16 protein-coding genes are annotated in these 17,537 nt (G+C 75.0%); 4 read left to right on the plus strand and 12 right to left on the minus strand.

Annotation, left to right across the window (positions count from 1 at the left end):
• The 5 genes from RM844_RS22050 to RM844_RS22070 all read right to left on the minus strand — a co-directional run.
• Window positions 1-1,389 (minus strand): alpha-lytic protease prodomain-containing protein (locus RM844_RS22050; RefSeq protein ID WP_311669064.1); only part of this gene is annotated, 1,389 nt, incomplete at its 3' end.
• A 127-nt stretch (window positions 1,390-1,516) separates the two neighbouring features.
• Window positions 1,517-2,473 (minus strand): LysR family transcriptional regulator, encoded by a 957-nt coding sequence (locus tag RM844_RS22055; RefSeq protein WP_311669065.1) that lies wholly within the window; start codon window positions 2,471-2,473, stop codon window positions 1,517-1,519.
• 88 nt (window positions 2,474-2,561) lie between these two features.
• On the minus strand, window positions 2,562-4,031 hold the full coding sequence (locus RM844_RS22060) for an outer membrane protein assembly factor BamB family protein (RefSeq protein ID WP_311669066.1): 1,470 nt from the start codon (window positions 4,029-4,031) through the stop codon (window positions 2,562-2,564).
• A gap of 169 nt (window positions 4,032-4,200) precedes the next feature.
• Window positions 4,201-5,040: a maleylpyruvate isomerase family mycothiol-dependent enzyme gene (locus tag RM844_RS22065; protein ID WP_311669067.1), complete on the minus strand. Its 840-nt coding sequence runs from the start codon at window positions 5,038-5,040 to the stop codon at window positions 4,201-4,203.
• A 119-nt stretch (window positions 5,041-5,159) separates the two neighbouring features.
• Window positions 5,160-6,563, minus strand: coding sequence for a YVTN family beta-propeller repeat protein (locus RM844_RS22070; protein WP_311669068.1), 1,404 nt, complete (start codon window positions 6,561-6,563; stop codon window positions 5,160-5,162).
• 617 nt (window positions 6,564-7,180) lie between these two features.
• On the opposite strand from RM844_RS22070, the gene RM844_RS22075 reads away from it, so the two are divergent.
• Complete coding sequence (locus RM844_RS22075; protein WP_311669069.1) at window positions 7,181-7,480, plus strand: hypothetical protein; 300 nt, start codon at window positions 7,181-7,183, stop codon at window positions 7,478-7,480.
• A 159-nt stretch (window positions 7,481-7,639) separates the two neighbouring features.
• Here the strand turns inward: RM844_RS22075 and RM844_RS22080 are convergent, their stop codons facing one another.
• Window positions 7,640-9,034: an MFS transporter gene (locus RM844_RS22080; RefSeq protein ID WP_311669070.1), complete on the minus strand. Its 1,395-nt coding sequence runs from the start codon at window positions 9,032-9,034 to the stop codon at window positions 7,640-7,642.
• A gap of 195 nt (window positions 9,035-9,229) precedes the next feature.
• On the opposite strand from RM844_RS22080, the gene RM844_RS22085 reads away from it, so the two are divergent.
• Together RM844_RS22085 and RM844_RS22090 are read left to right on the plus strand one after the other, a co-directional pair.
• Window positions 9,230-10,000 (plus strand): tetratricopeptide repeat protein, encoded by a 771-nt coding sequence (locus RM844_RS22085; protein WP_311669071.1) that lies wholly within the window; start codon window positions 9,230-9,232, stop codon window positions 9,998-10,000.
• 357 nt (window positions 10,001-10,357) lie between these two features.
• Window positions 10,358-10,546, plus strand: a complete 189-nt coding sequence (locus RM844_RS22090) for a hypothetical protein (RefSeq protein ID WP_311669072.1) — start codon at window positions 10,358-10,360, stop codon at window positions 10,544-10,546.
• Window positions 10,547-10,594: 48 nt separating this feature from the next.
• On the opposite strand, the gene RM844_RS22095 is transcribed toward RM844_RS22090, so the two are convergent.
• The 6 genes from RM844_RS22095 to RM844_RS22120 are packed head-to-tail and all read right to left on the minus strand — an operon-like array spanning window position 10,595 to window position 16,244.
• A complete protein-coding gene (locus RM844_RS22095) occupies window positions 10,595-11,665 on the minus strand; it encodes an LLM class flavin-dependent oxidoreductase (RefSeq protein ID WP_311669073.1) in 1,071 nt (356 codons plus the stop codon).
• 16 nt (window positions 11,666-11,681) lie between these two features.
• Complete coding sequence (locus tag RM844_RS22100; protein ID WP_311669074.1) at window positions 11,682-12,554, minus strand: ABC transporter substrate-binding protein; 873 nt, start codon at window positions 12,552-12,554, stop codon at window positions 11,682-11,684.
• Window positions 12,555-13,337, minus strand: coding sequence for an ABC transporter ATP-binding protein (locus tag RM844_RS22105; RefSeq protein WP_311669075.1), 783 nt, complete (start codon window positions 13,335-13,337; stop codon window positions 12,555-12,557). It lies immediately after the preceding gene.
• Window positions 13,334-14,164, minus strand: a complete 831-nt coding sequence (locus RM844_RS22110) for an ABC transporter permease (RefSeq protein WP_394814575.1) — start codon at window positions 14,162-14,164, stop codon at window positions 13,334-13,336. Before RM844_RS22110 ends, RM844_RS22105 begins: the two co-directional genes overlap by 4 nt.
• Before the next feature lie 26 nt (window positions 14,165-14,190).
• Window positions 14,191-15,195, minus strand: a complete 1,005-nt coding sequence (locus RM844_RS22115) for an NrtA/SsuA/CpmA family ABC transporter substrate-binding protein (RefSeq protein ID WP_311669076.1) — start codon at window positions 15,193-15,195, stop codon at window positions 14,191-14,193.
• 17 nt (window positions 15,196-15,212) lie between these two features.
• Window positions 15,213-16,244, minus strand: a complete 1,032-nt coding sequence (locus RM844_RS22120) for an ABC transporter substrate-binding protein (RefSeq protein WP_311669077.1) — start codon at window positions 16,242-16,244, stop codon at window positions 15,213-15,215.
• Between the two features lie 477 nt (window positions 16,245-16,721).
• On the opposite strand from RM844_RS22120, the gene RM844_RS22125 reads away from it, so the two are divergent.
• Window positions 16,722-17,489, plus strand: a complete 768-nt coding sequence (locus tag RM844_RS22125; RefSeq protein ID WP_311669078.1) for an IclR family transcriptional regulator — start codon at window positions 16,722-16,724, stop codon at window positions 17,487-17,489.
• Window positions 17,490-17,537: the final 48 nt, after the last annotated feature.

The raw sequence follows: 17,537 nt of genomic DNA on the forward strand, positions 1-17,537 counted from the left end.
GGACGGTCGCCAGGGTGAACGTGCCCGCCGCGTCGGTGAACTGGTGCCCCCGGTAGCGGTAACCGGCCAGGTCGTAACCGCCGTTGACGTCCGCCTGCCAGAAGTCGAGCAGCACCCCGGGCAGCGGTAGGTGGCGCCGCCGTAGGTCACGGTGTCGCCGGCCTGGTAGGTGGTGCCGAGCGTCCAACTGCCGCCCGGCTCACCGGGCTCGCCTGGTTCGCCGGGGTTCTCGCCGCCGCCGGTGGTCACCAGGGTGAGGCCGAACTGCGCCAGCAGCGGGTTGATCGGCTGGTGGTAGGTGGTGCCGCCGGTCCGGCAGTTGCCGGAGCCGCCCGAGGTGACGCCCTGCGCCTGGCTGCCGGAGATGTAGGAGCCGCCGGAGTCGCCCGGCTCGGCGCAGACCGAGGTGCGGGTCACGCCGGTGATGGTGCCCTCGGGGTAGGTGACGCTGGTGTTGTGCTGCTGGATCTGCCCGCAGTGCCAGCCGGTGGTGGACCCGGAGCGGCAGATGGAGGCGCCGACGACGCCCTGGGTCGAGCCGGCGACGGCCGCCGGCGAGCTGGCCACCTGCGGGGTCGGCGTCCAGTTGCCGTTGACCGCGACCCAGGCCATGTCCCGGCCGGGGAAGACCGAGCCCTGGAAGGTGCCCTGCGCGACCCGGTTGTGACCCTGGGTGCTGGCGCCGGTCCGGCCGCAGTGGCCCGCGGTGGCGAAGCCGGGCGTGCCGGCCCGGGTCACCGAGAAACCGACCGAGCAGCGGCCCGCGTTGTTGATGTAGTACGCCTCGCCACCCCGCAGGTCGTACAGCGGGCGCGGCGTCTCGTCGGTGGGCAGCACCCGCACGTCCCCGGCGGCCAGGCCGGCTGCGGCCACCAACTCCCGGGCGGCCGCGTCGTCGTGGGCACGCAGCACCACGCTGTTGCTCGCCACGTCCACGTACCAGACGGGGGTGGCGACCGTCGCGTGCGCCGCCGCGGCGTCCAACGCCGCCTTGGTCGCCTCCAGTTCGACCAGCGCCCGGTCGACCAGCTCGGCGTCGGCGCCGGCCGCCTCGATGGTGGGGACCGCGTCGGCCTCGGTGGTGGCCACCACCAGCCGGGCGTCCGGGCCCTCGGCCCAGGCCCCGGCGAAGTCCGCGCCCAACTCGGCGCGGAGCAGCGGCTCGGTGTGGCTCGCGCGGTACTCGTTGGCGAGCCGCGCGGTGGCCTGGGCGGTGGTCAGGCCCAGGTCGCGCTCCAGCGCGGCCAGCAGGCCGGCGGGCGGTTCCGGGGCGGTGGGCTGCGGGGGGTGGGAAGCCCGCGGGCCGTCGGCGCCGGCCGGCGCGGCGGCGGCCAGCAGGGCGACCGCCGCCAGCACGGCGGCGATCGCGGTGCCACGTCTGCGCTGCATGGAACAACTCCTCGCGGTGGGGACGGGCGGAACGCTGCGAAACGTAGTCCCGCCCGCGTGGCCCGGGGAGTTGTCAGCCGGGTTCTGCCACGGTGTTATGAGCCCCGGGCCCGGCCGGGCCGGCCCTTCAGGAGGCCATGCCGAACCCGGGGTGGTGGGCCAGCCAGCCGGGGAGCGCCGCGCTGCGCCGCACCGTCTCCTGGTAGACGGCCCGGGCGTGGCCGAGCAGTTCGTCCGTCGGCCCCGGTGGGGCGTCCGGGCGGCTGCCGAGCAGGTGCCGCCAGCGCAGCGGCACCCCGGCCAGCGGCCGGACGGCGACCCCCGGCGTCGGTGGCAGCGTCGCCCGGCACAGGCCGACGGCCGAGCCCAGCTGTACCAGGTGCGCGCAGGCGGCCGAGTCGGTCTCGTAGAACGTCGCCGGGGCGAAGCCGGCGCGGGCGCAGGCGGCGGCGAAGCAGTCGCCGAAGCAGCCGTCGCCCGGCGCGCTCACCCAGCGTTCCTCCGCCAACTGGCTCAGCTCCAGCTCCGGTTGGCCGGCCAGTGGGTGGCTGTCGGCGAGCATCACGAAGACCGGGTCGGTGCCGACGGGGTGCCAGCGCAGCGCGTCCCCGCCGGGCGGCGGGCTCTGCCCGCAGACGCCGAGCAGCGCCACGTCGACCCGCCCGGCGGTGGCCAGCGCGCTGATCTCCGCCTCCGACCAGGAGGTGTGCAGGCCGACCTGGAGGTCGGGGTAGGCGGCGGCCAGCCGGCCGACCAGGCCGCCGAGCAGCGGGCCGTGGGTGCCGCCAACCCGGATTCGGCGCAGCTGGCCGGGGGCGTGCGCGAAGCGGCGGGCGCTGTCCTGGAGGTCGCGCACCGCGGGCAGCAGCATCGAGGCACGCTCCAGCACCAGCTCGCCGAGCGGGGTGGGCCGGGCCCCGGTGCGGTCGCGGTGGAACAGGGGCCCGCCCAGGGCGCGTTCGATGCGTTTCAGCTGGGTGCTCAGGGCGGGCTGGGCGACGCCGAGCCGGCCGGCGGCCTTGTTGAGGCTGCCGGTCTCCGCGATGGTCCGAATGACCCTCAGGTGCCGCAACTCCAGTTCCATAAGCGGAAAGTACGGGCCGCCGGCGACCGCCGCAACACCGTTGACCGGCTCCGTTGCCCGGCTTGTCGGCCGGACGCCGGGACTGGTGTCAGCGGTAGGCGAGGAGGGCGGGGACCGGGCCGGCGCCGGCCTGGAAGATCTCACGGGAGAGCAGGAAGGTGCGGCTGTCCGTGTCCCACAGCGGGCGCACCTCGTGCCAGCCGGTGGCGGGTTGGCTGTCGCCGCCCTCGACCAGGGCGGTCTCCCGGGAACTGGTCCGCGGGTCGAGCCACCTCAGCGCCGCCACCTCGGCTGTCGCCGGGTCGATGGTCACCACCAGGCCGGCCTGCTGCCCGAACGCCGGCTGGTAGCCGAGGACCAGGTCGTCGAGCGTGCCGAACGGGCGGATCTCCTCGTGCCCCTCGACGGGCTCCGCCTCGTACACCTCCTGACCTGTCGTCAGGTCAAAGCCGACGGCGGTCCCGGTGCCTCCGCGCAGGTGCAGCTGTCCGTCCGCGACCAGGGCGGCGTCGCAGAACCGCCAGAAGCAGGGGCTGACATGGCGGTCCTCGTCGTAGTCCAGCGGGTGTGAGATCCCGGTGTGGTTGTCGTGCACCACGAACAGTCGCTCCTCGCGGTCGTCGCCGACCTCGGCGAGCACCACCAGCGGCTCGGCCGAGACCACCGCCCGCACGTCGAACGCCTCGTCCTCGTACTCCGCTTCGTAGGCCCAGGCCCACAACTCGGTGCCGTCCTCGGCCAGTCCGCGCACCTGGCCGCCGGCCGCGCCGTCCTCGCACAGGTGCAGCGCGACCAGCGTGCCGGCGAGCACCTGGTAGGAGACGTCCACGCAGGGGTCGTTGACCGCGTTGTGCCGCCACAGCTCGGCGCCGTCGCTGACCCGGTAGCCGGCGCCGCCGTACCGTTGGCCGGCGCCGATCGCGAGGGTGTCGCCCAGCAGCGCGGGGGCCTCGTCCGCGCCGGACGGGATCGGCAGGTCCACCGGGAAGCTGGTGACCTCCTCGCCGGCCTCGACGTCGACGACGGTCATCACCTCGCAGTCCCGGCCCTGGCCCACCGCGACCCGCCCGTCGTCCACGTTCCGGGACGCCAGGCAGTCGGCGTGGCCCGAGGACCGTTCCAGGGGGAGGCCCCAGCGCTCCTCGCCGTCGGCCAGCCCGTAGGCGACCAGTCCGCTGTCCATCAGCCGCACCACGGTGTCGCCGACCAGCCAGGTGCCGACGGCGGTGACGGCGCGGTCCTCGGCGCTGACGCCGGGGGCCGGCAGGTCCCAGGCGAGGGTGGCCTCGGCGGGGGTGGTGACGTCCGCCGGGTCCGGCTGGTCCCGGTTGTCGGCCTCGGTGGTGTCGTCGCCGGGCAGCCAGACGAACGCGGCCACCCCGGCCAGCGCGACGGCCAGCGCGCTGACCAGCACCACCGCCAGCCGCCGCCCCCGGCGCCCGCCGCCCCCGCCACCCGGCGGCGGCGTGCCGACCGAGGGTGGGCCGAACTGGCCTCCGTACGGCGGCGGTTGGCCAGGGCCGTAGGGAGTGGCGCCGTGCGGTGGCTGCTGCGACATGGTGGAATCCCCCGGTTGGATACGAGCACGAGGGGCGCGACCCGCGGCCCCGCCCCCGCTGTTGACCACGTGTCACCGATCATACGCATCCGGGCGTGCCCGGACCGGGGGAACCGGCGACCTTCACCCGTCACCGGCACCGCCCGTCGTCGTCGTCAGTGGACGGTCGTCAGTGGACGATGGACACGATCCGGCACGCGGCCTCGGCGAGCCGGCGGTCGCCCCGCGGCCGGGCCCGGCCGACGGCGGTGCCGGGGTCGATGCCCCGGGTGCACAGGCGCCACGCGGTCTCCGGGTCCAGCACCACCGACGCGGTCGGCGCCCCGCCCGGCGGCTCGGACAGTGACCAGCCGTCCGCGGTCGCGGTGGCGGTCCACCGGCCGCCCACCTGGCCCTCGACGACCACCGCGACCCGGGAGCCGGCCGGTGCCGCCGTGTGCCGCAGGGTGTGCGGCAGGGCCCGCAGGAAGGTGTCCAACACCGTGGCCAGGGCCCGCGGTTCCGGGTCGGTCGGCTGGCCGACCGCATGGCGGATCTGCTGCCGGTGGGTCCAGTACTCGGTGTACTCGCGGGCGATGTCCAACCAGGCCGGCGCCGGATCGACCCCGGCCCAGGAGACGCCCAGCGCGGGCGCGGCCAGGTCGGCGCTGGCGAAGCGCGCGACGAGCCGGCCGCCGGCCCGCTCCAGGGCGTCGGGCAGCCGGGCGGGGGGCTCGTCGGCGTGCCGGTCCACCCACTCCTGGTTGGTGCGGTGGATGAACGCCTCCAGCCGCTCGCCGGGCCGCCGGACCCGCTGGTGGGCGCCGAGCCGCCCCTGGTAGGCGCCGAGGAGGTGGACGGCGAGGTCACGCACGGTCCACCCGGGGACGGCCGGTGCGCGCCAGTCCGCGGGTCGCAGGCCACGCAGGGTGTCGAGGAGCGCGGCCAACTCGGCGCCGAACAGCGGGCGGGCGTCGATCGGAGGGCCCAGCCGGGAGGCGCCGGCCGCGACGGGGTGGGCGGGTCTCATGGCCGCAGCCTGCCAGCCGCGCGCCTCCGCCGGCCACGGAATACCCCGACCGTCAGGCGCCCCGGGGCGACGCGCGGGGCCGGGCGCCGTGCGGCACCCGGCCCCGCGCGGTCAGCCGGTCAGGAGCAGTTGATGAGCAGTGAGGTCACGGCGGTGCAGGTGGCGCTGTCGGTGTCGTTGGCCGGGTTGGGGTCGCCCGGGGTGCTGGCGGTGCGGCTGGCGGTCACCGTGTAGGGGGTGCCGAGGTCGAGGAGCGCGACGGGCACGCTGAGGTGCCGGGTGGTGCTCTCGCCCGACGCGAGGCCGGTCGCGGCGCAGTCGGCCTGGTTGCCGGTGACGGCGCAGTCCGGGCTGGTCGGGTTCACGCCGTCGGGGAGCACCGCGGTCACGGTGGCCTCGGTGAGCGGGTCGGGGCCGTTGTTGGTGAGGGTCACCGTGTAGTCGATGCGGCCGTTGAGCAGCCCGGGAACGGGGGTTGCGGTCAGGGCGACTCCGAGGTCGGCGAGCGCGGGGGCGGCGAAGTCGATGCCGGTCGGGGTGTGCCCCACGTCGACGAAGGTGGTTGCGGTGAAGCTCGCGGTGTCGATCACGGCGACCGAGTCGGCGTTGTTGGTGGCGTAGACGAGGGAGCCGTCCGGGGTGACCGCCAGCCGCCGGGGCAGTTCACCGGCGGGCACGGTCGCGGTGATGGTGTTGGTCGCGGTGTCGATGGCGGAGACACCGGCCCATTCGCGGGTCACGTACACCGTCTCCCCGTCGGGGGCGGCCGCGACGTTGTAGGGGCGCCCGGAGACGGGGAGTGTGGCGGTGACCGTGCCGCTGTCGGTGTCGAGCACGGCGACGGCGTCGGAGTAGGGGAGGGTCACGTAGGCACGGGTGCCGTCCGGGGTGAGGGCGACGTCCTGGGCGAAGCCGGCGACGCCGACCGTCGTGGTCACCGTGTTGGTCGCCGTGTCGATGACCGAGACGGACCGCGACGAGTAGTTGGTGACGTAGGCGCGGGAGCCGTCCGGCGCCACGACCACCTGCTGCGGGGAACTGCCCACCGGGACCGTGTCGGTGACGGTGCCGTCCGCGGTGTCGATGACCGATACGGCGCCGGCGCCGGAGTGGACGACGTAGAGGCTGTCGCCGTCCGGCGTGACCGCGATGTCGTAGGGCCGCTCCTCAAGGGGGACGGTGTCGGTGACGGCGCCAGCGACGGTGTCGATGACCGACACGGAGTGGGACTCGGAGTCGGCGGTGTAGACGCGGCTGCCGTCGGGGGCGGCCGTCGCGTCCTGGGGGCCGTCGCCCACCTCGATCGTGTCGGCGACGGTGTGCGTCGCGCTGTCGATGACGGAGACGGTGTCGTCGCTGTAGTTGGCCACGTAGGCGAACGGCGCGCGGCCCTCGTCGGCGGGCTGGGCGGGAGCCGGTGTGGCGGAGAGTAACGTGAGTGCGCAGGCGCATCCGGCGGCCAGCGCCGCCGTTCCGCGCCTGATCCCGCCACCGTTGCGGTCAACGGCGATGCGTGGGCTCATCGGGGTGTCCCTTCGAATCGGTGTGCGTTCTCGTGCGGGCTGTGAGGATTCATCGGCCGTCCTAAGCGATCCGCGAGGCGGCGAAATCGGGCTATGACCATCAGGCGCCCGGAGAACTCGATCAGGATGTTGCACGTTTCGGTACCGGACAAGAGAGCCTTCCTGTTTCTCATCGCATAAATAGAAAATCAGTGCTGAGGGTCGCTCGATGGTGGCCGCGACTTACTGATCGGCGCCGAGCGCCGTTCGGCTGGGTAGTTGTACCGGCCCGCGAGAGTGGAAACGGCGGGATGGTGGATTGGCCGAGAGTTCCTCGGGCGTCAGGGAAAACGCGCCTGACTCGACGTGGATTCTCCGGCCCCGCGTGGGTGCCGGTCACCGGGCGTCGGGAGGCCAGGGCTGGTCACGTCGGTGAACGCGGCCGCCCCGGCCGCGCCTCCCGGACGGGCGTGCGAGGGGCACGGGCGCGCGATCCTCTCCGCCGGTCGGGATCATCACGCCATCCCCGCAAAAACGCGTGGGAGCGGCCGAGATGCTGGACATGCTGCTCTCGGCGCTCGTGGATCTGCATCTCCACAGTCGGGCGCTGCCGCGTACGCATGGAAAAGGGGAAGCACATGAGCATGATTCAGACCGGCAAGGTGGAGCTTTCGTCACAGCACCCGGTCGAGACCCAGGGAGGGAACACGAGCACGTTCACGCGCGTGGACTTCCCCAGCGCTTTTCCGGCCGGCTCGGACGTCATCGTGCAGGTCACCGTGCAGACGTTCAACGGAGCCGATACGCCGGGTATCCGGCTGCACGACGTGAGCGAGACCGGTTTCCTCATCCGCATCAACGAGCTGTTCGGCGCGGGCGTCAAGGGGAACGGCCAGCACGGCCCCGAGACCATCGGCTGGACCGCCTACACCGTCTGACCCGTCCGGACACCCACGGCCCGAACGCGGTTGACCCACCACCGGGACGGGGCCGTCCTCCTACCCGGGAGGGGACGGCGGCGGGCCGACCAACGGCGTGCGCCCGCCACCGCGAGCCACCGGTGGTGGGCCTCCACGGCCGCGGCCGGGTCGGCCCGGTCAGCTTCGGGTCGGCCCGATGGTGCGGTGGGCGACGGCGGCCAGCAGCAGGTAGGCCGCCGCCGTCGCGGCCAGCGCGACGCCGTAGCCGAGGGAGCGGGCCGCCGCGTCGCCGCCGTCGCCCAGTGCCGTGCTCGCGCCGGCGGCGAGGGAGACCAGCGCGGCGAAGCCCAGGGTGGGGCCGGTCTCGACGGCGGCGTTGAGCAGCCCGCCGGCCACCCCGGCGTGCCGGGCCGGCACCCCGTCGAGGGCGATGACGGCGCCGGCGGCGAAGACCAGGGCCACGCCCGCCGGGAAGAGCAGCGTCCCCACCAACGGCAGGACCTGTGGTGCGGCGGGCAGGGCGATCAGGCTCAGCACGGCCAGCCCGGCGGCGGCCGACGACAGTCCGACGGTCAGCGCGCGCCGAGGGCCGAGCCGCGCGGTCAGCCGTCCGGAACCGGCCGAGACCGCCACCAGCACGACCGCGTACGGCAGATAGGCCGCCGAGGTCAACCCGGGGCCCAGCCCCTCCCGCTGTTGGAGGTGCAGCGGCAGAAAGTAGGAGAGGGTGAACACGCCGGCCGCCCCGGCGCCCAGCGCCACCAACCCGGTCAGCCGCCGTGCGGAGCCGAACAGGCCGCTCGGCACCAGGGGTTGGGCTCCTCGCCGCTCCACGGTGGCGAACGCGGCCAGCGCGGCGGCACCGGCCAACAGTACCGCCAGCGCCGGCCCGGGCGAGGGCGCCGCGGTGACGGTGATCAGCCCGTAGCAGCTGGCGGACAGCCCGCTCGTCACCAGCAGCGCGCCGACGACCGGCACCCGCTGCCCGGCGACCGGCCGCCCCGCCGGCAGCCGACGCCAGGCGGCCAGGGCCACCGCGACCACCAGCACCGGCACTGTGGACACCCACCGCCAGGAGGCGACCGCCACGAGCGGGCCGCCGGTCACCAGCCCCAACGCCCCGCCGACGGCCGGCAGGCCGCCCCAGACCGCCAGGGCCCGGCGCCGCGCGGCGGGCTCCTCGAAGAGCCCGCCGGCCAGTGCCAGGGCGGCCGGCGCCGCCAGCGCGGCCCCCACCCCCTGCCCGAACCGGGCCGCCAGCAGCGAGCCGAACCCCACCGACGCGCCTGCCCCGACCGAGGCCGCGACGAACACCGCGCAGCCCGCCAGGAAGACCACCCGATGCCCCCGCACATCGCCCAGCCGGCCACCGAGCAGCAGCAGACCGCAGAAGGCGACCGGGTAGGCGGCGTTCACCAGCGCCAGCTCGGCCGCCGTCAGCGACAGGGTGTGCCGGACCTCGTCGAGCGCCACGTTGAGCACCATCATGGCCATCAGGAGGGCCACCTGCACCGAGGCGAGCAGCCCGTAGGCCGCCCCCCGCCCCCGCTCCAAGGAACCGGTGCCGGTCATCGTCCTTCCACCGCCCTGATCCGGACCCGTCCTGGTTCCCAAGTGCCCATACTCCCAACGGATCTGACGTGACGCCAGATACATCATGCGGGCCATGGACCGCCTTCTTCCGTGGCGCTACCGTGGATGTCCGGCGCATGGTGTTCCGCCGGGGATGTCCGAGCCCCGACGGCGCATGTCAACACGGGGGTGGGCATGGCCAGATGGTTCGGCAGGTCCAGGGACCAGGCGGGGGAGCCCGACGCGTTCGATGCCGCCGAGCGGCTCCGGTTGGCGCACCGGGACACCGGCCAACCCGGGCTGCTCGACACCGCGTTACGGGCCATGCTGAACGCGAAGGACCAGTACGGCGAGGCCGACCAGCGCCACGCGGCCAGCCTGTCCGGGCTGTGCATGCTCTACCGGCAGAAGTGGGAACGCGACAGCGACCGGGGCGCGTTGAACCGCTCAGCCAGTTACGGCCGGGCCGCCGTCGAACTCTCCCCGCCGGGCGACTCCCTGCTGCCCAGGCACATGTCCGCGCTCGCCACCACCCTGCAGGAACTCTACGAGGTCACCCGCGACCCCAAGGACATCGACGAGGCGATCGCGCTCTACCGGGGCTGCCTCGACCTCGTCCCGCCGGCCGACCCGGAGCACGCCGGCCAGCAGTCCAATCTGGCCAACTCGCTGCTGCGTCGCGCCAAGTATCACCCGGACCCGGAACTGTTGCGGGAGGCCGTGGAGTTGGCCCGGGCCGCGCTGCGCGGCACCGCGGCCATCGACCCCATGAGGGCTGCCCGGCTGGTCAACCTCGGGGCGGCGCTGATGAGTCGGGTGCAGGCCGGTTCCGTGTCCGAACTCGTCGAGGCCGAGACCGTCTACGCCCAGGCGGTGCGCGCGTTGCCGCCGACCCATCCCGCCCACCGCCAGGTCCAGGGAACCCTCCAGGTCGTCCGTGACCTGCGGCGCACCCTGGGGATCTGACGGGCCCCAGCGGGCGGGGGAAGGGTCTGCCATGGCGGAACTCCGACTGTCCGTTCATGAGTTCGCCGGGCCCGACCGGTGGCGGTGGGTGCTCGGCGGGCCGGGGCGGGGTCATCGCCCGGCACCGGGTGAGCCTGGACCGGGGGTGTCCCGAGTACGAGGCGTTCACCGACCTGCCCGGCTACCTGCGCCGGCACGCGGCCCCCGACGTGCGGGCCGAGCGCGAGCGGGAGATCGTCCGCGAGGTGCGCGACTGGATCGCCGCGGAGGTTCTCGGGGAGGTCGCGCCGGCATTGCTGGCCGCCGGCCCCGCCGTGGTGCGGGTGGTCGTGCCCCCCGGCCGCCCGGCTGCCGCTGTTGACCTGGCTGGAGTTGGCCCGGGTGGGCGGGCGCCCGCTCGCCCTGCGGGACGTGACCCCGGTGCTGGAGTCCACGTCTGGCAGATCCGCGCGGCCTGCCGCCCTGGCCCGCCGCTGGTGCCCGTTGGCGGTGGCGCCGGTCGCCACGGGCGCGGTGGCCTTCCTCGCCGTCACCGGCCCGGCGTAGGCCCCGGGGCCTACGCCGGTCACCCGGCCGGCGCGGGCCGCGCCCGCGCTACCCCGCGCGGAGCGCCGGCAGTACCGTCTCGGCCACCCGGTACGCCTCCTCCAGCAGCGGGTTGCCGGACAGGATGAAGGTGTCGACGCCCAGCTCCTCGTACTCCTTGAGGCGTTCGATGACCTGCCCGGTCGAGCCGACGACCGCGGTGCCCGGGCCGGGACGGAACAGGCTCATCCCGGGCCAGAGGTTCGGGTGCCGCTCCAACTCCCGTGCCCTGGCCGGCACTCGGCCGCCGTGCTGGCGGAACTGCCGCTGCCAGCCGACGCCGTCCTCGTCGGCCCGGTCGCCGAGCTGCCGGGCGTAGGTGGCCTCGCTGGTGACGTCCAGCAGCCGGTCGGCGACCGCCCACGCCTCGTCCTCGGTGTCCCGGACGATCAGGTGCAGCCGCAGCCCGAAGCGCAGCGTCCGGCCGTGCGCGGCGGCCCGGGCCCGCACCCGGTCGAGCTTCTCCTTCAGCAGGTGCGCCGGTTCGGCCCAGGTGAGGTAGACGTCCATGTGCTCGGCCGCCACCTCGATGCCGGGCGGCGACGAGCCGCCGAACCAGAGCGGCACATGCGGGGTCTGGACCGGTCTGAGGTCGCCGAACGAGCGTCCGGCGTTGGTCAGTTGGTAGAACCGGCCGTGATGGTCGAAGACCTCTCCGGCGGTCAGCCGCTTGACGATCGACCAGTACTCGGCGCTCAGCGCGTACCGTTCGTCGTGCTCGACGTCCAGCCCGTACTCGCGCAGTGTCCGGGTCGAGCCGTTGACGACGTTGAACCGCAGCCGGCCGCCGAACAGGGTGTCGAAGGTGAGGGCCATCTTCGCCAGCAGGGTCGGCGAGATCAGCCCGGGGTGAACGGCCAGCAGCGGCTGGAACCGGGGGCTGGTGGCGGCGGACAGCGCGCTGCCCAGCGGCCACACGTCGTGCAGGTCGGTGGCGAGCAGCGCGCCGCTGTAGCCGAGGCCGTCCACCGCGCCGGCCAGCCGCTGGAGGTAGCGCAGGTCGACGGGGCGGCGCCCGGCCGGCTCCCAGGGGTAGGCGCCCTCGCGCGGGATGATGTACCAGAGGACTTCCGAGGCCATGGCGTTCGCTTCTTCCTCAGGACCGGGCCGGGTGCGCGGCGACGGCGTCGGCGACGGTCACCGGCCGGTCGACGAAGCCGACCCGGGCGAAGATGTCGGCGGCCTCCTGCTGTTCGGCGAGGAACGCCTCGTCCACCTCCTCGATCCGCCAGGGCAGCGCGCGCAGCGCCGTCTCCCAGTCGTCCACCGAGCCGCCCTGGTGGTCGGCGGCGATGGCCGCGGCCTCCCGCGGGTGGGCCGCGACCCAGGCGTCGGCCCGGGTCAGCGCGCGCCGCAGCGCCGCGACCAACTCGGGCCGCCGCTCGGCGACCTCGCGGCGGGTGAAGAACACCGACCGGTCGGAGATGACGTCCCCGGTGGGCACCAGCACCCGCAGGCCACCGGCGCGCAGGGCCGCCGCCAGCCGCGGGCCCTGCGCCACCCAGGCGGCGATCTCGCCGGCCCGCAGGCGCCGTTCGCTGTCCGCGTCGGACCGCTCGGCGACGATGTCGGTGGCGTAGGAGAGGCCGGCGTCGTCCAGGGCCTTGGCGACCAGGTGGGTCTGCCAGGAGCCGATCGCCAGGTGCACGACGCCGCCCGCGAGGTCGGCCACGGTCCGGGCCGGTGCGTCCTCGGTGACCAGCAGCGCGCCGTGGTCGGGGCGGGGGGCGGAGACGGCCGCGTAGACCAGGTCGTGGCCGGCGGCCTGGGCGGTGATCGGCGGGGTCGAGCCGGTGCCGCCGAAGTCGATGACCCCGTCGGTCAGCAGCTGCCCGGTGCGCACCCCGTTGGTGTAGGGGTGGAACGCCACGGTCTCGCCGACGGCGGCCAGCTCCTCGGCGGCGATGTCGAGCCGGGAGAGGTAGTAGAGGGTCGGATTGCTGTCGTGCACACCGATGGTGACGGTCATTCAGCTCACTTCTTCCGGGGTGGTGCGCCGGGACTCCGGCGCGGGCTCGGCTTCGGGGTCGGGCTCGGGGGCTGGGCTCGGGTGGGGTGCCGGGGCGGGCACCCCGAGGTCGGCGAGCAGCCGGCGGCGCAGCGCGGCGAACGCCGGGTCGCCCGGGTCGCGGGGCCGGGGCAGCGGGACGGGCAGGTCGGTGACCAGGCGTCCGTCCCGCAGCACGCACACCCGGTCGGCCAGTCGCACCGCCTCCTCGACGTCGTGGGTGACCAGCAGCACGGCCGGCCGGTGGGCCCGGCACAGCTCGGTCACCAGGTCCTGCATCCGCATCCTGGTCAGCGCGTCCAGCGCGGCGAACGGCTCGTCCAGCAGCAGCAGTTCGGGCTCCCGCACCAGCGCGCGGGCCAGCGCCACCCGCTGCGCCTCGCCGCCGGAGAGGGTGTTCGGCCAGTTGTCCGCGTGGTCGCGCAGACCGACCTCGGCCAGCGCCCGCCGGCCGCGCTCGGCCTGGCCACGCGGCAGGGCCACGGTCACGTTGGCCAGCACCCGTTTGGACGGCACCAGCCGCGGCTCCTGGAAGACGACGGTGCGCGCCGGCGGCACCAGCACCTCGCCCGAGTCCGCCGCCTCCAGGGCACCCAGCACCCGCAGCAGGGTGGTCTTGCCGCTGCCGGAGGCACCCAGCAGCGCCACGAACTCGCCGTCGTCGATGGTGAGATCGAGCCCGTCCAGCACCCGGCGTGGGCCGAACGCCTTGCGCAGCCCGCGTACGTGCACCGCGGTACTCATCGGCCCGCCCTCCGCCACGGCATCAGCAGCCGTTCCAGCAGCCGCACGATCAGGTCGGCCAGCAGGCCCAGCAGGCCGTAGACCAGGATGCACACGGCCAGCACGTCCGTCCTGGCGAAGCTTCCGGCCTGCACCATCAGGTAGCCGATGCCGGCGGTCGCGTTGATCTCCTCGGCGGCGATCAGCGCGATCACGCTCAGCGTCATCGACAGCCGCAGCCCGGCCAGCAGCGAGGGCAGCGCGCCGGGCAGCACCACCTCCCGGACGATCGCCAGCCGGCCCATCCCGAAGCTGCGCATCGCCTCCACCAGCTTGGGGTCCACGCCGCGCACCCCGCTGGCGGTGGAGACGTACATCGGGAAAGTGGTCGCCACCGCGATCAGCAGCACCTTGGCGGTCTCGTTGATCCCGAACCAGACCATGAACAGCGGCACCAGCGCCAGGAACGGGATGGTGCGCAGGATCTGGACGGAGGAGTCCAGCAACTCGTCGCCGAGCCGGGTGAATCCGGTGAGCACGCCCAGCGTCAGCCCGACCGTGAGGCCGATCAGCAGGCCCAGGCCGGACCGGGTCAGCGAGGTGGCCAGCGCGTCCGGCAGCTGCCCGTCGCCCCACAGCTCGCCGACCGCGCCGACCACCGCGCCGGGCGAGGCCAGCACGTCCGGGGTGAGCAGGCCGGTCGCGGAGGCGACCCACCACAGCCCGAGCAGGGTCAGCGGGCCGACCGCCCGCACCGTCACCTGGTACCAGCGGGGCCGTGGCCGCCGCACCTCGGCGCGCGGGGTGACCAGCCGGCCGCCGCCCACGGGCGCCGGCGCGGCCGGCACCGCGGCCCGGGCCTGTTCGGTGGCCGTCACCGTAGCTCCGTCACGTCCAGCACGTGCGCGGCGATGTCCACCTCGTCGCGGGTCACGCCCCGCTCCGCGTAGAACCGCGCCACGTCCTGGAACCGCTCGATGTCGGCGTCGGTGATGGCCGCCACGGTGCCGCCCTCGCTGAGGAACGCGATCTGCGTCTCGCGGGCCGCGCCGGTCAGCGCCTGCGGGCCGACGTCCGTGTTCACGTTCAGGAAGGCGGCCGGGTCCTGGCGCTGCCGCTCGCTGGCGTCCTGGAGGTAGTCGAAGAGCGCCCGCACCACCTCCGGGTGGTCCTCGGCGAAGCCGGTCCGCACCGCGGTGAGGCTGTAGTTGTCGGAGCCGACGTCCGCGCCGTCCACCAGGAAGTGGGCGTCGCCCGAGCCGATCTCGGCCACCGAGTAGGCCGCCCACACCGCCCAGGCGTCCACCTGGCCGGCGTTGAAGACGGCCGCGGTCTGGTCGGGCCGCAGATAGACCCGCTCCACCTGGTCCGGGTCGATGCCGGCGGTCTCCAGGGCCTTGAGCAGCAGGTACTCGCCGGTGCCGCCCTCGTTGACGGCGACGGTCCGCCCCACCAGGTCCTCGACGGACTCGATGTCCGAGTCGTCGGGCACCAGGATGCCCTCGCCGGCGTGGTCGGGCGCGGTGGCGGAGAAGAACGCGAAGCCCGGGTTCTGCGAGAGCGAGGTCAGCCCCGAGGTGATCGAGCCGGTGGCGATGTCCAGTTGGTCGGCGTTGAGGGCCTGCGCGGCGGGCGCGAACGGGCCGGCGCTGCCCGTCCAGGACACCTCGGCGTCCACCTCGGCCAGCGCCCGCTCCAGCGAGCCGTCCTTCTTGCCGAGGGCGAACACCCCGGAGTTGCCGGGGTCGGGGATGCGGACGGTGATCGTCGGCCCGGCGCCGTCGGCGTCGTCTCCCGAGGAGCCGCCGCAGGCGGTGAGGGCGGTGAGGGAGGTCAGCGCGGTGGCGACGGCGAGCAGGGTGAGTCTGGGAAAGCGCATGGTGGGTCCTACACGTCTCACGGGAGGGAAGGGGAGGTCGGGCGCCCGGCGGGGGGTGCCGCGCCGGCCGCCCGGCGCAGTGGTTCCGGCGCCGCCCAGGCGCGCACGTCGACGCGCTCGGGCAGGAAGCCGTGGCGGTACAGCGACTCGGCCTGCTGGGCGAGCAGTTCGAGCCGATCGGCGGAGAGGTCGGGGTGCAGCGCGCGGTGCGGCCGGGACCGGTAGGCGCCCCGCACCCCCTCCGGGCCGGCGCCGGTCTCGGCGCCGAGGATGCGCGCCACCTCGGCCGGCCGCTCGGCGGCCCAGTCGGCGGCGCGCAGCAGCACGGTCAGGAAGCGGTCCACCAGCCCCGGATGCTCGTCGAGCAGCCGCTGGTGCACGGTGATGGGGCGGGGCGTGCCGTTGTTCACCCGGTGCCGGCGGTCGGGCAGTTCGTCCAGCTCCACCGCCACCTCGGCGCCGATCCGGGTCGCCGCCTCCACGGCCAGCGCGCCCTTGACGTACACCGCGTCCACCTCGCCCCGGCCGAGCGCGGCCAGCTCCGCCGCCCACTGCCCGCCCGGGCCGCCGGCCGGCACGTCCACCAGCGTCGCGTCGGCCAGCCGCCGGCCGGCGGACGCCAGGGCGCCCTCGAAGCCGCGCAGCGCCATCGCCCGCCAGAAGTCGATGGGCACCGGATGCCGGGGCACCGCCAGCCGCAGCCCGCGCAGCGCGGCCGCGCCGCGCACCCCGGAGCCGGGCGCGACCAGGATCACCTGCCGTTCCTCGATCCAGGTCAGGCCGACCAGTCGGGTCGGCTCGCCGCGCGAACGCGCCCACAGCGCGGGCACGTTGCCGCCCTCCCGGAACAGGGCGGTCTCGGCGTGCGTGTAGTGCGCGCCGCGGGCCGTCGCGTCCACGTCGGGGGCCGCGTCCTGGAGCGAGCGGACCGCGATGCCGTCCGGCGCGAACTCCTCGGCCAGCCAACCGCGGTCGGCGGCGATGCCGGTGGCGGTGGGCACCGGACAGCGGGTGAACCACAGGGTGCTGGGCAGGGCTGGCTGCGTCATCGTTTCTTCCCTGGAGGAAGTCGCGACCCGGCGGGCGGGGGCGACGAGGGGGAGCGGCGGGGCGCGCCGCGCGCACGGGGCCGCGCGCCGGCCACGGCCCCGAGAGGGCCGGCCGGCAGGGCGCGGCGGACGGGTCAGCGACAGCTGGCGCTGAAGACGCGTCCCAGGTCGACGTGGCGGCGGGCGGTGAGCGGACGGGCGGCCGACGGGTGCTGACGCATCGCTCCGCTCCTTCCCGCTCGATCCCACCGGAGCCGCTCCGGCGGATGCCAGGCAGCCTGGCACAGCGCCGGAAGACCGGGCAAGGCGTGTCCCACCATGTGGGAGCCGGTGTGAACGCCGTGTTGCGAAGGGGGAGGGGAGGCCCGCTCCGGTCCCGGGATGTGGGAGATTCGACGGCCGGCGCCGAACCACGGCCGGTGCCGAACGCGGCCGGTGCCCGATGGTGGCCGGGATACGGTGAGGGGACGTGTGCGGATGGGTACTTCAGCGGCCGGGGCGCAGGCGGTCCGGCGGGCCCTGGACATCCTGCACTGCTTCCACGACAACGCCCCCGACCTCAGCGCCGCCGAGCTCGCCCGCCGGCTGGACCTGCCGACCTCCACCGCCCACCGGCTGGCCCGCGCCCTGCTGGCCGGCGGCTTCCTGGAACAGGACCACCGCACGGCCCGCTACCGGCTCGGCCCGGCCGTCACCGAACTGGGCCGGCTCTCCTACCACCAGCGCGGCCTGCACGCGGTCGCCCCGGAACTGGCCGACCTGGCCGAACGCACCGGCGCCACCGCCGACCTCGCCCTGCGCAGCGGCCCCTACGCCGTCATCGTGGCCGGCGGTTCGGTCACCCCCAGGGTCGGGCTGCGCCGGCCGCTGCACTCCACGGCGCTCGGCAAGGTGCTGCTGGCCTGGCCACGGCCGGGCGAGGGCGGCGCCGAGTCGCTGCCGCCGCTGCCCGCCTTCACCGAGCGCACCATCGTCGACGCCACGCTGCTGGCCGCGGAGCTGGACCGGGTGCGCGCCCAGCGGTACGCCGTCAACGACGGCGAGTCGGCGCAGGGCGTCCGCACCCTGGCGGTGCCCGTCCTGGACGGCCTGGACTCCGCCAGGTTCGCGCTGGCGGTCCGTGGCACGCCCGAGCTGATCACGGCCGAGCGCCGGGCCTGGCTGCTGGAACAGGCCAGGGCCTGCGCCTTCGCGCTGGAGATCCTGCTGCTGCCCCCGGCGGAGCGCCGCCGGCCGACCAACTGACCGCCGCCCGCCGGGAACTGGTGACCACGAGTGACATACCCCCGCCGG

It is taken from the genome of Streptomyces chisholmiae (assembly GCF_031845445.1).
Classification (GTDB): domain Bacteria; phylum Actinomycetota; class Actinomycetes; order Streptomycetales; family Streptomycetaceae; genus Streptomyces; species Streptomyces chisholmiae.

Bases quoted from the DNA above. Each gene is read 5' to 3' on its own strand.
- RM844_RS22065 (WP_311669067.1), bottom strand. From the start codon at position 5,040: ATGAGACCCGCCCACCCCGTCGCGGCCGGCGCCTCCCGGCTGGGCCCT.
- RM844_RS22095 (WP_311669073.1), bottom strand. From the start codon at position 11,665: ATGGCCTCGGAAGTCCTCTGGTACATCATCCCGCGCGAGGGCGCCTAC.
- RM844_RS22080 (WP_311669070.1), bottom strand. From the start codon at position 9,034: ATGACCGGCACCGGTTCCTTGGAGCGGGGGCGGGGGGCGGCCTACGGG.
- RM844_RS22125 (WP_311669078.1), top strand. From the start codon at position 16,722: ATGGGTACTTCAGCGGCCGGGGCGCAGGCGGTCCGGCGGGCCCTGGAC.
- RM844_RS22070 (WP_311669068.1), bottom strand. From the start codon at position 6,563: ATGAGCCCACGCATCGCCGTTGACCGCAACGGTGGCGGGATCAGGCGC.
- RM844_RS22100 (WP_311669074.1), bottom strand. From the start codon at position 12,554: ATGACCGTCACCATCGGTGTGCACGACAGCAATCCGACCCTCTACTAC.
- RM844_RS22085 (WP_311669071.1), top strand. From the start codon at position 9,230: ATGGCCAGATGGTTCGGCAGGTCCAGGGACCAGGCGGGGGAGCCCGAC.
- RM844_RS22120 (WP_311669077.1), bottom strand. From the start codon at position 16,244: ATGACGCAGCCAGCCCTGCCCAGCACCCTGTGGTTCACCCGCTGTCCG.
- RM844_RS22115 (WP_311669076.1), bottom strand. From the start codon at position 15,195: ATGCGCTTTCCCAGACTCACCCTGCTCGCCGTCGCCACCGCGCTGACC.
- RM844_RS22060 (WP_311669066.1), bottom strand. From the start codon at position 4,031: ATGTCGCAGCAGCCACCGCACGGCGCCACTCCCTACGGCCCTGGCCAA.
- RM844_RS22055 (WP_311669065.1), bottom strand. From the start codon at position 2,473: ATGGAACTGGAGTTGCGGCACCTGAGGGTCATTCGGACCATCGCGGAG.
- RM844_RS22105 (WP_311669075.1), bottom strand. From the start codon at position 13,337: ATGAGTACCGCGGTGCACGTACGCGGGCTGCGCAAGGCGTTCGGCCCA.
- RM844_RS22075 (WP_311669069.1), top strand. From the start codon at position 7,181: ATGAGCATGATTCAGACCGGCAAGGTGGAGCTTTCGTCACAGCACCCG.